The following is a 13,888-nucleotide window of genomic DNA, read 5'->3' as shown; positions in this document are numbered from 1 at the left end:
GACAGTCGGATTGGCGCCGAGCTGCGTTAGATTCCTGCCATGCGTCCGCACGTCGTCGCAGTGGCGGTGACCGACAACCTGCCGATCTTCGAGTTGGCGGTTCCGCTGGAGGTGTTCGGCACCGACCGGCGGGACATCGTCGACCCGTGGTACGAGGTACGGCTCTGCGCGGCCGAGCCCGGCCCGCTGCGTACCACCCTCGGTTCCTGGATCGATCCCCCGTACGGCCTGGACGACCTGGTGGAGGCCGACACCGTGCTGGTGCCGGCGTGTGCCCGACCGGTGCAGACCAACCCCCCGGCGAAGCTGGTCGAGGCGCTGCGCACCGCGTACGCGCGCGGCAGGCGCATCGTCGGCATCTGCGCCGGTGCGTACCCGATCGCCGCGGCCGGCCTGCTCGACGGCCGGCGCGCCACCACGCACTGGATGAACGCCCAGGATTTCGCCGGCCGGTTCCCGCTGGTCGAGATCGACCCCCGGGTGCTGTACGTGGCTGATGGGAACATCTTCACCTCGGCCGGTACGGCCGCCGCCATCGATCTGTGCCTGCACCTGGTGCGCCAGGACCACGGCGCCGCGGTGGCCAACGAGGTGGCTCGGCGGATGGTGGTGGCGCCGCAGCGGAGCGCTGACCACACCCAGTACCCGGCGCCGCCGGTGCGGGGAGTCTCCCCGGCCGATCTGAGCCCGGTGCTGGAGTGGGCTCGGCAGCACCTCGACCGCCCGCTGTCGGTCAACGACCTGGCCCGGGTGGCCAACCTGAGCCCACGTACCCTGGCCCGTCGGTTCCGCGACTCCCTCGGCACCACCCCGTTGCAGTGGCTGCTGGAGCAGCGGGTCCGGTTGGCGCAGGAGCTGCTGGAGACCACCGAGGATCCGGTGGAGCGGATCGCACAACGCACCGGCTTCGGCAGCGGCGCCAACCTGCGCCAGCACTTCGGCCGGATCAGCGGAACGACTCCGCAGAGTTACCGGCACGTCTTCCGGTACCGGTCCGGCGCGGCCGCCCACCCGGTGATCACGCCGCAGTCGGCCGGGAGATCGCTGCCTTCACGGACCTGATCGGCGCCCCGTCTCACCCGCAGAGCAGCTGCCCACCGGCCGACCCGGCGGAGATGGCGAGCACCGCTGGCCGGCGGGGCGTGCAGGCGGTGGCGGCGGGCGTTTCGTCCCGGTGGAGGTGGGTATGCGCCCTCGTCGCGGGTGGAACCCGACCGGTCGGCAGGAGGCACACCATGACGTCCGGACGCGATGTGCTCGGCGAGGTCACGTTCGTAGGTACCGCGACCACGCTACTGCGGCTCGGTGACTTCACGCTGCTCACCGACCCCAACTTCCTGCACGCCGGGCAGCGCGCCTACCTGGGCTACGGGCTGTTCTCCCGACGTCTCACCAACCCCGCCGTGGGCGTCGACGAGCTACCCGACCTGGACGCGGTGGTCCTGTCCCACATGCACGGCGACCACTTCGACCGGGTGGCCCGCAACGGGCTGGCGAAGACCCTGCCGATCATCACGACGCCACCGGCCTGCCGCCGACTGCATCGTTGGGGTTTCTCCGCCGCCGACGGCCTCTCCTGCGGGGAGAGTCGGGAGCTACGGCGCGGCAGCCAGCGGCTGATCATCACCGCGGTGCCCGGCCACCACGGTCCGGGGCTACTCGATCGCCTGCTGCCCACGGTGATGGGATCGGTCATCGACCTGGAACACGACGGGCGACGCCTGCTGCGCCTCTACATCACCGGCGACACCCTGTACCGCCCGGCGCTGGCGGAGATCCCGGCCCGTTTTCCCGACATCGACGCCATGCTCGTCCATCTTGGCGGCACCCGCATCCTCGGTTTCCTCGTCACGATGAACGACCGGCAGGGTGTCGAGTTGATGCGACTGATCCGGCCGGGCGTCACCGTGCCCATCCACTACGACGACTACCGGGTGTTCCGCTCACCGCTGAAGGACTTTCTCGACCTCGCCGCCGCCCAGGGCCTGCGCTCCGCGATCCAGACCATCCGGCGCGGAGACACCCAGCGCCTTCCCCTGCGGTGGGACGCGGACCTGACCCCGTGACCACCACGGCGCACCGGCCCGGCCTTGGCTGAGCAGCCGCGCCGACGCTTCGAAAGTCACACCTCGTCGCCGGTCGGCGGCAGCGACCTGCGGGTGCCGCTGCCGGCCGTCCTGGCGCGCTGCCGTCATCGCGCGTACGTGGTGTTTCCGCAGCTCCCGCCAGCATGGACAGGGTCGTCCCGGCGTTGTGGGCAGCCGCCGACCCGGTGGTGACGGCGACGCGTCGTTATCGGAAACTTCCGGAAGTTCTGGCCAGGGCGGCGGTCTCGGCATAACATGCACGCGCTTTGATCCGCCCGAAGGTCCACGTCAGAGACACCCCGCCAGCACCGATCTCACATAGAGGGATGCCGATGCGCCTCTGGAACCTCTCCCATCGATCACGACGCCGATCCCGAACCATCGCGCTGCTCTCCTCGGCCGCGCTCGTGGCGGCGATCGCCGTCGCACCCACGCCAGCAGCCGCCGCGCAGGTCGTCCTCGCCAACGACTTCGAGTCCGGCTCGTACGCCCCCTGGGGACCACGCGGCGACGTCACCCTCGCCATCACCGACGAGGGACACGAGAGCGACAACAGCCTGTCGGTCACCGGCCGTACGGCGAACTGGCAGGGTCCGGCGACGAGCGCGACGGCGCTGTTCCGGCCTGGCACGCAGTACTCGGTCACCGCCTGGGTCAAACTGCCGGCCGGCACCGAGGGCACCGCCGGAGTGCACTTCACCGTCGAGGCGACCCCGGCCGCCGGCGGCGACAACACCTACACCTGGATCGGCGGGGACGTCGCCACCACCGCCGACAGCTGGGTGCAGATCGGCGGTACCTACACGCTGCCCGACGGGCTCAGCGCCGCCACCCTCTACGTCGAGGCGGCGGACGACACCCCGTTCCTCCTGGACGACGTGCTGATCACCGCCCCGGACGGCGGACCCGGCGGGCCGGCACCCGGCACCGTCGTCATCGACACCGACTTCGAGGACGGGCTGGACGGCTGGGGCCCGCGCGACAGCGGCCCCGGGGCACCGACGGTGGCGATCAGCGACGTCGCGCACGGCGGTGCGGCAGCGGCGCTGGTCAGCAACCGGGTCAACCAGGGCGCCGGAATCGGACGTGATGTCAGCGGCCTCTTCGAGGCGGGCGTCACCTACGAGTTCAACGCCTGGGTACGGTTCGCCCAGGGCCAGCCGACCGACCAGATCTGGCTCAGCCTGTCCAGCACCTCCGGCGGCAGCCAGTCGTTCAGCACCCTCGCCCAGTTCGAGTCCGTCACCAACACGGGCTGGACCGAGGTGACCGCGCGGTTCACGATGCCCGTCTCGGACGAGGCGCTGCTCTACTTCGAGACCCGTTGGCAGGGCGCGGACGTCACCGGCAACACCAGCGACTTCCTGGTCGACGACATCGTCGTCCGGGTGCCCGAGCCGCCGGTCATCGAAGACCTCACCGGCCTGCACGAGACCGCCGAGTTCCCGGTCGGCGTGGCGATCGACGCCCGGGAGACGGTGGGTGGGCCCAGCACGTTGCTGACCCGACACTTCAACCAGGTCACCCACGAGAACCACATGAAGCCCGAGGCCTGGTACGACGACGAGGGCAACTTCCGACCGCACGAGCAGGCGCTCACGGTGCTGGACTTCGCCCGCGACAACGACCTGCGGGTCTACGGCCACGTGCTGGTCTGGCACAGCCAGACCCCGGCCTGGTTCTTCCAGGACGCGGAGGGTCAGCCGCTGACCACCTCCGCGGCACACCAGCAGGTGCTGCGTGACCGGTTGCGTACCCACATCTTCAACGTCGCCGAGTCCCTGTCCGACCGCTACGGTCCGTTCGGCTCCCCCACCAACCCGTTGTACGCCTGGGACGTCGTCAACGAGGTCGTCAGCGACAGCGGTGAGCACGCCGACGGCCTGCGCCGCAGCGAGTGGTACCGGATCCTCGGCGAGAGCTTCATCGACCTGTCGTTCGAGTACGCGCACGAGGCGTTCAACGACGTCCACGCCGTGTCCGGCAGCGACCCGGTCACCCTGTTCATCAACGACTACAACACCGAGCAGAGCGGTAAGCAGACCCGCTACCGGGCACTGGTGCAGCGGCTGCTCGACCGTGACGTGCCGATCGACGGGGTGGGACACCAGTTCCACGTCTCCCTGGCCACGCCGGTCAGCAGCCTGCAGAGCACCCTGGAGTCCTTTGCGGAGCTGCCGCTGACCCAGGCCGTCACCGAACTCGACGTCACCACCGGCACCCCGGTCACCCAGGCCCGGCTGATCGAGCAGGGCTACTTCTACCGGGACGCCTTCCGGATCTTCCGGGAGCACACCGACGACCTGTTCGCCGTCACGGTGTGGGGCCTCACCGACGGCCGTTCGTGGCGTTCGGCCAACGCGCCGCTGCTGTTCGACGACAACCTGCGCGCCAAGCCCGCCTACCACGGCGCGGTGGACGGTGAGCTGCCGGCACGCCTGCGCACCGCGAACGTCTTCGCCGGTGACGTGGCCCTCACGGCCGCCGCACCGAAGGATCTGACCTGGCGCAAGCTGCCCCTGCACCAGATCGAGGAGACGGCGCGGTTCCAACTGCGCTGGGCGGCCGATCACCTGACCGCGTACGTGACGGTCGACGACGCCACGGCCGCCAACTCCGACCGGGTCACCTTCGTCCTCGGCGACCAGACCTACCAGGTCAACCGCAAGGGCAAGGGTGACGTGCCGGCCGTGGTGGCCAAGCGCGACGGCGGCTACGACCTGGTCGCCCACCTGCCGCTGACCGACGCCGCCGAGGGCGACACGCTCACCCTGGACGTGCAGGTCACCGACAACGGCACCACCTCCGCCTGGAACACCCCGGGCGCGGTCGGCACCCTCACCCTGGTCGAGGAGCTGTCGTACCTGGAGGTGCGTCAGGCGAGCACCGCGCCCGTCATCGACGGCACGGTGGACGCGGTCTGGTCCCAGGCTGGCACGGTCAGCACCGACAAGCAGGTCTCCGGCACCGACGGCGCCACCGCCAAGGTCCGCACCCTGTGGCGGGACCAGACGCTGTACGTGCTGGCCGAGGTGACCGACCCGGTGGTCGATGTCTCCGGCTCCGACCCGTGGACGCAGGACTCGGTCGAGATCTATGTCGATGCCGGAAACGCCAAGAACGGTCCCTTCCGGTACGACGACACCCAGATCCGGATCAACGCCGACAACGCGGTGTCCTTCGGCACCGGGGACGAGGCGTTCCAGGCCGGCCGCCTGAACAGCGCGGCGGTGCGCACCCCGACGGGTTACACCGTCGAGGCGGCGATCAGCCTGCTCGAATACGGTGGCCTCGGCACGTTCCACGGCCTGGACTTCCAGGTCAACGACGCCTCCGACGGCGCTCGTACGTCGATCCGCAACTGGGCCGAGCAGAACGGCGAGGGCTATCAGACCACCGCCCGCTGGGGTGTGGGTCGGCTGGTCGCCGGCTCCAACGTGGAGATCGCGATGGCCCGGATCGCCCGCTGGAACTCCGACAGCGGCGGCGGCTACTGCGCCACCATCACCGCCACCAACACCGGTGACAAGGCCGTCGAGTGGAGCGCCATCGTGGATCTCGAAGGTGACATCTACGACGCCTGGAACTTCAAGAGGGAACGGCTGGGCGACGGCAGCTACCGGATCAAGGGGGTGGACTGGAACCGGACCCTGGCGGCCGGTGCCAGCACCTTCAGCATCGGGTACTGCGCCAACCTGTGACAACCGGCAGGAGCACGTCGGCTGATTCGGGTCGACGAGCGGGCCGGTGAGGTAGGTCAAGTGGCGGCCACCGCGCACTGTCGCGGTGGCCGCCACCTGCATGTCCAGGGCGGACGAGGCGCACTGACCCCGACCCGTCGAGCCCCGGCCGCCACGAGCCTGGTCCACATCGAGGGATGCGGGACGGCCGGGAACTCACCAGGGCCGGCAGCCGACCACGTAACTGTGACATGCCGCGCAGATCGCGGGCCGCCCTCCGGAAAGGTTGTCCAATGATGCTTCTCGAACGTCGCCGGGTCGCGCAGCTCGGTGCCCTCGGGCTCTTCACCGCCGCAGCCGTGGCGCTCACCGCGACGCCGGCCGCCGCGCATGTCACGGTCAGCCCGTCGGTCACCACGGCGGGTGCCTACACCGTGCTGACGTTCGGTGTGCCGCACGGTTGCGACACCTCGGCCACGACGAAGGTGTCCATCAGGATCCCGGAGCAGATCGTCTCGGTCACGCCGACGGTGAACTCGAACTGGGCCGTGCAGAAGGTGATGGCGGAGCTGAACCCGCCCATCAAGGACAGCCACGGCAACGAGGTCACGCAGCGGGTCACCGAAGTGGTCTACACCGCGAAGACACCGCTGCCGGCCGACCTGCGGGACACGTTCGAACTGTCGTTGAAACTGCCGGACACGGTCGGCGAGACGCTGGCCTTCCCGGCGGTGCAGACCTGCGAGCAGGGCGAGACGCCGTGGGTGGAGATGCCCGCCGCCGGCCAGAACCCCGACGAACTGCAGTACCCCGCACCGAGTTTCGTGCTGACCGCGAAGGCCGACGCTGACAATGCCGAGGCATCCGTCCAGCCGGTGTCCCAAACCACCGAGGAGTCCACTGGCGGCACCGGTGTGCTCAGTTGGATCGCACTGGTGCTCGGTGCGCTGGGCCTGGTGGCCGGCGGGTTGGCGCTGCTGCGTACCCGCAGGGCCGCCTGACGGGCGGGCGGTCTTGCGGGTGAGATCGCGCGGTCCTCGGGTGACAGCGCGGGTGGCCCCGGGTGGGTGGGCGCGGCGGCTCGGCGCCGCCGCGCTCGCCACCCTGTTCGGTCTGCTGGCCGCCGTCGTCCCGGCGGCACCGGCAGCCGCCCACGCGGTGCTGTTGGGCAGCGACCCGGTCGACGGAGCCGTGCTGGCGAGCGCCCCGTCCGAGGTCACGTTGACCTTCAACGAGCCGGTGATGGTACGCCCGGACGGGGTCCGGCTGCTCGACGCGGCCGGTGCGGAGCTCTCCACCGACAGCCGGTCAGTGGACACCACAGTGGTCCTGACCGTCCCACCGGACCTTGTCGACGGCACCTACATCGTGGCGTTCCGGGTGGTCTCGGCCGACAGCCATCCGATCTCCGGCGGGTTCAGTTTCGTCGTCGGTACGCCGAGCAGCGCGGCCGTGGTGGTGCCGGAGAGCCGCCCGAGCAGCGCGCTGAACCTCCTGCGCCAGGCGGCCGAGGCGGTGGCCTATCTGGGTCTGCTGGTCAGTGCGGGCCTGCTGGTCTTCCTGCTCGTCCTGCTACGCGCCGAGGCGCCGGTCCTGCGGCGTCGGCTGTTGCGGCTCGCCGGCTGGTCGGCGGGCCTGACCGTGCTGGCGCGGCTGGTGTTGGTGCCTGCCGTCCCGGCCTGGCAGGACGGTCGCGGGCTGACCGGTCTGATCGACGGGGCACAGTGGCTGACCGGTCTACGGTCGGAGGAGGCGCTGAGTTCGGTGCTGGTCGTGCTCGGGCTGAGCGCCGGGCTGTGGGCCTGCTGGTCCGCCGTCGGTGGCCGGTCGGCCCGCCGCGCCGCGCTGTCCGCCCTGGCGTTCGCCGGTATCGCCCTGGCCTGGGGGGCGGTCGCTCTGGTCGGGCACACCCGGACGTACGGTCCGGCCTGGCTGGTCGTCCCCGCCGACGTCCTACACGTCACCACCGCCGGGGTGTGGCTGGGTGGGTTGGTGGCGCTGCCCTGGGCGCTGAGCCGATCTGCCGATCTGGGTGCCGATGCTGCCGCCCGGACGGTGTCCGCGTTCTCCCGTACCGCCGCCGTCCTCGTCGGTCTGCTCGCCGCCGCCGGGCTGCTGCTCGCCTGGCGCATCCTGCGGTCCTGGGAGGCGCTCTGGGCCACCTCGTACGGGGTGGCTCTACTCACGAAGGTCGGGCTGACCCTGGTGGTTCTCGTCGTCGCCGCCCACAACCGGTTCCGCCTCGTGCCCCGCGTCCGCACCGCCGATCGTGACGACAACTCCGCGCAGGCGTGGCGGCTGCTGCGTCGCACCGTCCGGGTGGAGGCCGCGTTGCTGGTCGGTGTCGTCGTCGCCACCGGGTTCCTGGTCACGCAGAGCCCGGTCGTCCGGGAGGCAGCACCCCGGCCGACGGCGGACGCCGGGGGCGGTCCGATCGTGGTGGAGGCGCCGCTGGGGCCGGGTCGCGCGGTCGCCCGGTTCACCCCCGGAGAGGTAGGAGTGAACTCGATGGAGCTGGAACTCGTCGACGCCGCTGGTCAGCCCGTGGTTCCGGTGGCAGATCCGAAGCTGACGATTCTGCTGCCGGCGATGGACATCGGCCCGCTGGAACGGTCGTTGGCGCCTACCGGACCGGGCCGCTACGAAGCCGTCGTCGACCTGCCCCTCGCCGGTGCCTGGGTGGTGCAGGCGAACGTGCGGACCTCCAAGTACGACAGTCCGACCGCGCGGTTCACGGTGGAGGTGCGATGAACCCACGACGATGGGTCAGGACGGTGGGCGTCGCGACGGCCGCCTCGATCGGGTATCTGGCGTTGGGTGCCGTACCCGCTGCCGCCCACGTCGAGGTCGCCGGGGCCCGGCCGAACGGAGACGGTACGACCACTGTGACGTTCAGCTTCGACCACAGCTGCGACGGCTCCCCCACCACGGAACTGATCGTCGCTCTCCCGGGCGGGGTGAGCGCGACCGACACCGTGCCGCCGGACGGCTGGGCCGCCACGATCGCCGGTGACCGCATCACGTTCACCGGGCCCGGTCAGGAAACCGCCGAGGTGGGGGTGACCGCCCGGATCGTGGCTCGGGCCGGCGACACACTCCACTTTCCGGTGCTGCAGCGCTGCGCCGACGGTGGCGCGTACGACTGGATCGACATCACGGCCGACAGCGAGCGCCCCGCGCCACGGCTGATCGCCACCAACGCCGTCCTCGCCGCACAGCCCGAGCCGAGCGCCGGGTCGCCCGTTGCGGCTGCCGGCGACCCGGACCGGGCGCAGGGTGGGGGTGCCACCCTGCGCCAGGCGTCGGCCGTGCTCATCGTCTTCGTCGCCGCTGCGGCCGTGGCCGGGTTCGTCTCCGTCCGACGGCAGTGATCCACCGGTAGCGGCGCACGGTGTCCCGAGACGATCGGGCACGACGCCCCGAGGTGTTGCGGGGCGTACGTGGGACGAGCCCCGGGCGATCGTCGGTGATCGCCCGGGGCTCGTCCCCGCTGGGTCGGGATCAGGTGAGGTCGAACCGGTCGAGTTCCATCACCTTGGTCCAGGCCGCCACGAAGTCGGCCACGAACTTGTCGCGGGCGTCGTCACTGGCGTAGACCTCGGACAGTGCCCGGAGCTGCGAGTTGGAACCGAAGATGAGGTCGACCGCCGTAGCGGTCCACTTCACCTCGTCGGTGGCCAGGTCGCGGATCTCGTACACGTTCTCCTCGGACTCCGACGCCTTCCACCGGGTTCCCGGGGAGAGCAGGTTGGCGAAGAAGTCGTTGGTGAGCACGCCGGGCCGGTCGGTGAGCACGCCGTGCTGGCTCCCACCGACGTTGGCACCGAGGGCGCGCAGGCCGCCGACGAGAACGGTCATCTCGGGCGCGGTCAGGTTGAGCATGTAGGCGCGGTCGAGAAGCAGAGTCTCCGGCTGGGTCTTCTCCCCGGCCCGCAGGTAGTTGCGGAATCCGTCGGCGCGCGGCTCCAGGACCTGGAACGACTCGACGTCGGTCTGCTCCTGGCTGGCGTCGGTGCGGCCAGGGCGGAACGGCACCGTGACCTTGGTGCCGGCATCCCGCGCCGCCTTCTCGACAGCCGCCGAGCCGGCCAGCACGATCAGGTCCGCGAGGGAGATCTTCGCCCCGCCCGCCGAGTTGAACTCCCGCTGGATGCTCTCCAGGGTGCCCAGCACCGTCGCGAGCTGCTCCGGCTGGTTGACCTCCCAGCTACGCTGCGGCTCCAGGCGGATGCGGGCACCGTTGGCGCCACCGCGCTTGTCCGTGTAGCGGAAGCTCGCCGCCGAGGCCCAGGCAGTGGTGACCAGCTGGGCGGTGGTGAGGCCGGACTCCAGGACCTTCTCCTTGAGCGCGGCGATGTCGGCCTCGTCCACCAACTCGTGGTCGACGGCCGGCACCGGGTCCTGCCACAACTGAGGCTCCGGCACCCACGGCCCGAGGAAGCGGCTGACCGGGCCCATGTCGCGGTGCAACAGCTTGAACCAGGCCTTGGCGAAGGCGAGCGCGAACTCGTCGGGGTTCTCCAGGAACCGGCGGGAGATCTTCTCGTACGCCGGGTCGACGCGCAGCGACAGGTCGGTCGTGAGCATCGTCGGCTTGTACTTCTTCGACGGGTCGAACGGGTCCGGGATGATCGCCTCGGCGTCCTTGGCGACCCACTGCTTGGCCCCGCCCGGGCTGGTGCTGAGTTCCCACTCGTACCCGAAGAGGATCTCGAAGAAGCGGTTGCTCCACTGCGTCGGCCGGTCGGTCCAGGTGACCTCCAGGCCGCTGGTGATCGTGTCGGCGCCCTTGCCGCTGCCGTACGTGCTCAGCCAGCCCAGGCCCTGCGCCTCCAGCGGCGCGGCCTCCGGCTCCGGGCCGACGTGGTTGTCCGCCACAGCGGCGCCGTGCGTCTTGCCGAAGGTGTGGCCGCCGGCGATGAGCGCCACCGTCTCCTCGTCGTTCATCGCCATCCGGGCGAAGGTCTCCCGGATGAAATGTGCCGCCGCCAGCGGGTCCGGGTTGCCGCGCGGGCCCTCGGGGTTGACGTAGATGAGGCCCATCTCGGTCGCGCCGACACCCTGCGACATCTCCTTCTCGGAGACGTAGCGCTCGTCACCGAGCCAGGTGTCCTCCGGACCCCAGAAGATCTCCTCGGCCTCCCAGACATCCTCGCGGCCGAAACCGAAGCCGAAGGTCTTGAAGCCCATCGACTCCAGGGACACGTTGCCGGCGAGCACGAGCAGGTCGGCCCAGGAGATCTTCTGGCCGTACTTCTGCTTGACCGGCCACAGCAGGCGACGCGCCTTGTCGAGGTTGGCGTTGTCCGGCCAGCTGTTGAGCGGGGCGAAGCGCTGGCTGCCGTCACCGGCACCACCGCGACCGTCGTGGATGCGGTAGGTGCCCGCGGCGTGCCAGCTCAGCCGGATCATCAGGCCGCCGTAGTGGCCGAAGTCGGCCGGCCACCAGTCCTGCGAGGTGGTGAGGACCTCGACGATGTCCCGCTTCAGCGCCTCGACGTCGAGCTTGGCGAACTCCTTGGCGTAGCTGAAGTCCTCGCCCAGCGGGTTGACCTTCGACGAGTGGGCGCGCAGCACCGAAAGATCGAGCTGGTTGGGCCACCAGTCCCGGTTCGTCCGCGGACGACCGCCGGTCTTCGGGGTCGGCGAGTCGATCGCCGGGTTCTCGCTCTCGCTGCCGTGGGCGGTCACCGAGTCGTGCGCGACCGGGCAGCCGGCCGCGGCCTTCTTGTCCACACCCTGGGCGCTGGACGGGCCGTCGTGCTGTGCGTTACTCAATGTGTGCTTCCTTCCGACCTTGCGGATCACTGGTGGTGCGTTCGGTCGCGCAGCCGGGGCAGGTGCCCCAGTAGACGACCTCCGCCTCGTCGAGCACGAACCCGTGGTCGTCGGAGGCGGTGAGGCAGGGGGCGGAGCCGACGGCGCAGTCCACGTCGGCGATCATGCCGCAGGAGCGGCACACGACATGGTGGTGGTTGTCCCCCACCCGGGACTCGTAGCGGGCGATCGCTCCGGTGGGCTGGATGCGCCGCACCAGACCGGCGTCGGTGAGCGCCCGAAGCACATCGTAGATCGCCTGGTGGGACACGGTGGGATGATCGGCGCGGACCAGTCGGATCACCGTGTCGGTGTCGACGTGTGGGTGGTCGCGTAGCGCCGCGAGCACCGCCAACCGGGGTCGGGTCACGCGCAACGAGACCGCCCGTAGCTGCGCCTCGAAGTCCGCCGTCATGCCGACGAACCTATCACTCTTCTGGAGTGAATCAAGTTTTCAACCGCGTCGTACGGGGCCCGTGTCCCCCGTTGTGCACCGACGTGGTTCAGGTCACCGGCGCGGTGGGAGACGTCCGTGACGGGGTGGGATCTGCCGGGTCCGGTCGCTCGGTCGTCGGTGGCGACGAGGGCGACGGCGCAGGTGGGTCCGACGTCTTCGACGGGCTGGGCGGCACCGACGGGCTGGCCGACACCGACGGGATCGGCGTCGCCGAGGGGTCGGCGGCGACCGGCGGACCGGACGGAGCCGGCGTCGAGGGGCTCGACGGCGCTGACGGTGCTCCGGTCGGGCGGGGGGCGGCCGGTCGGCTCGACCCGCTCCCGACACCGGTGGACGTCGAGCGGTCCGCATCCGACCCGCCCGCCTGCCCGGACGATCCCTTCGTCGACGGTGCCGGCTCGGCGGACGCGGAGGCCAGGACCGACGTCCGTACGTGCGTGTCGGCATGTTGGCAGGCGACACCCGCCAGACTGAACCGGTCCGGTGTCTCATGCCCGCCAGCCTCGACGCGGCCATGCAGGGTCGCCGTCACCCCCGCACCCGGTTCCGAGGGCTCGGCCAGGCGCAGCGTCACCCGCTGATCGTCGTGCGACCAGGTCGCGCCCCGCACGTCGAGTAGGTGTTGGCTGGCCGGCAGGGTGAAGGTCAGTGCCCGTCGACCGGCCGCCGGTTGCCCGCTCCCGGTCACGCTGATCTGTGCGGTGAAGTGACCATCCGCCGCCTGCTGCGCCCGGTATCCCACCGTGCAGCCGGCCTCGGAGACCGGCGGATCGGCCGAGCCTTCGTCGGCGGCGACCAGCCCCGGCAGGATCCCGGCCAGCGCGACCACCGCCGCCGCGGGCGCGGCGAGCACCAGCCCGCGACGCCGTCCGACGACCGTGGACCGCCGGCCACGTCGACCGACCGGCCTGGTCGGGCCCGAAACCGCCCGGGTGGGTACGACGAGCCGGGTGACCTCGGCACCGGATGCCGGCCGCACGGCCGTGGTCGGCCCGGACAGCGCCTCCGCGAGTTCACCCGCGCTCGGACGCTGGTCCGGGTCGGTCGCCACACAACGATCGATCAGGTGCGCGTGGTGCGCAGACAAACCCTCGACGGCGGGAGCGGACACCGGTTCGTGCGGAGCCCGTTGCGGGTCCTGACCGGTGAGGCACTCGATGAGGACGACGCCGAGCGCGAACACGTCGCCCGCCGGCACCGCCTCGCCGGTGACGACCAACTCGGGCGGCAGGTAGTTCGGGGTACCCCAGAGCTGCCCGTCCAGTTCCGCTGGATCGTCGCCCGCACCGACGGCGATACCGAAGTCGACCACCTTCACCCCGCCGGGGGTGAGCATGATGTTGCCGGGCTTGACGTCCCGGTGCACGATGCCCTGCTCATGCGCGGCGGCGAGCGCCGCCGCCACCTGCCGACCGATCCGCAGCACCTCACCCGGGGGCAGGGGGCCGGCGGCACGCAGGTGGGCGGCCAACGTCGATCCGGTGACGAACTCCATCACCAGGAACGGGGTCGGAGTCCGGGTCAGATGCCACTGTTCGCCGTAGTCGTACACCCGGGCCACACCGGGGTGGTCCAGCCGCGCGGCGGCCAGCGCCTCCCGGCGGATGCGGTCGCGGGCCGCAGGGTCGCTCAACAGCGGAGCCGACAGCAGCTTCACCGCGACGGTACGCTGCAGCCGCAGGTCGTAGCCGCGCCAGACGGTCGCCATGCCGCCCCGGCCGACCGGTTCGTCGAGCCGGTAACGCCGTTGCAGACATCGCACGAGCCACACCCTCCCGATCCGGTCACACACCCCACCGGGTGTCCGTGGGCGGATCGTGTCCGGTCACCGCCCTGGTCGACTACGC

The 13,888-nt window shown here is 70.9% G+C and carries 9 protein-coding genes; 6 read left to right on the top strand and 3 right to left on the bottom strand.

Going from position 1 to position 13,888, the window contains the following annotated elements; genetic code table 11:
* Positions 1-39: 39 nt before the first annotated feature.
* The 6 genes from Vlu01_RS23585 (at position 40) to Vlu01_RS23560 (ending at position 9,138) form a co-directional block, all read left to right on the top strand.
* Entirely contained in the window at positions 40-1,062 is a 1,023-nt protein-coding gene (locus tag Vlu01_RS23585; protein WP_204003374.1) for a GlxA family transcriptional regulator, read from the top strand.
* Between the two features lie 173 nt (positions 1,063-1,235).
* Positions 1,236-2,066 carry an MBL fold metallo-hydrolase gene (locus tag Vlu01_RS23580; protein ID WP_204003372.1) on the top strand — a complete coding sequence of 277 codons (831 nt, stop codon included), beginning with the start codon at positions 1,236-1,238 and terminating at the stop codon, positions 2,064-2,066.
* 347 nt (positions 2,067-2,413) lie between these two features.
* A complete protein-coding gene (locus Vlu01_RS23575) occupies positions 2,414-5,788 on the top strand; it encodes an endo-1,4-beta-xylanase (protein ID WP_204003370.1) in 3,375 nt (1,124 codons plus the stop codon).
* Positions 5,789-6,060: 272 nt separating this feature from the next.
* A complete protein-coding gene (locus Vlu01_RS23570) occupies positions 6,061-6,768 on the top strand; it encodes a YcnI family copper-binding membrane protein (protein ID WP_204003368.1) in 708 nt (235 codons plus the stop codon).
* A gap of 40 nt (positions 6,769-6,808) precedes the next feature.
* Complete coding sequence (locus Vlu01_RS23565) at positions 6,809-8,518, top strand: copper resistance CopC/CopD family protein (RefSeq protein WP_204003366.1); 1,710 nt, start codon at positions 6,809-6,811, stop codon at positions 8,516-8,518.
* On the top strand, positions 8,515-9,138 hold the full coding sequence (locus Vlu01_RS23560; RefSeq protein ID WP_204003363.1) for a DUF1775 domain-containing protein: 624 nt from the start codon (positions 8,515-8,517) through the stop codon (positions 9,136-9,138). The genes Vlu01_RS23565 and Vlu01_RS23560 overlap by 4 nt, the downstream gene beginning before the upstream one ends.
* Positions 9,139-9,268: 130 nt before the next feature.
* On the opposite strand, the gene katG is transcribed toward Vlu01_RS23560, so the two are convergent.
* The 3 genes from katG to Vlu01_RS23545 all read right to left on the bottom strand — a co-directional run bounded on the left by katG (position 9,269) and on the right by Vlu01_RS23545 (position 13,803).
* Complete coding sequence (gene katG / locus Vlu01_RS23555; RefSeq protein WP_204003361.1) at positions 9,269-11,545, bottom strand: catalase/peroxidase HPI; 2,277 nt, start codon at positions 11,543-11,545, stop codon at positions 9,269-9,271.
* Positions 11,538-11,999: a Fur family transcriptional regulator gene (locus Vlu01_RS23550; RefSeq protein ID WP_204003360.1), complete on the bottom strand. Its 462-nt coding sequence runs from the start codon at positions 11,997-11,999 to the stop codon at positions 11,538-11,540. The genes katG and Vlu01_RS23550 overlap by 8 nt, the downstream gene beginning before the upstream one ends.
* An 88-nt stretch (positions 12,000-12,087) precedes the next feature.
* Complete coding sequence (locus Vlu01_RS23545) at positions 12,088-13,803, bottom strand: serine/threonine-protein kinase (RefSeq protein WP_204003359.1); 1,716 nt, start codon at positions 13,801-13,803, stop codon at positions 12,088-12,090.
* Between the last annotated feature and the right edge of the window lie 85 nt (positions 13,804-13,888).

It is taken from the genome of Micromonospora lutea (genome assembly GCF_016863535.1).
In the GTDB taxonomy this organism is placed as follows: Bacteria; Actinomycetota; Actinomycetes; order Mycobacteriales; family Micromonosporaceae; genus Micromonospora; species Micromonospora lutea.
This window is presented reverse-complemented; position numbering and strand designations above follow the sequence as displayed.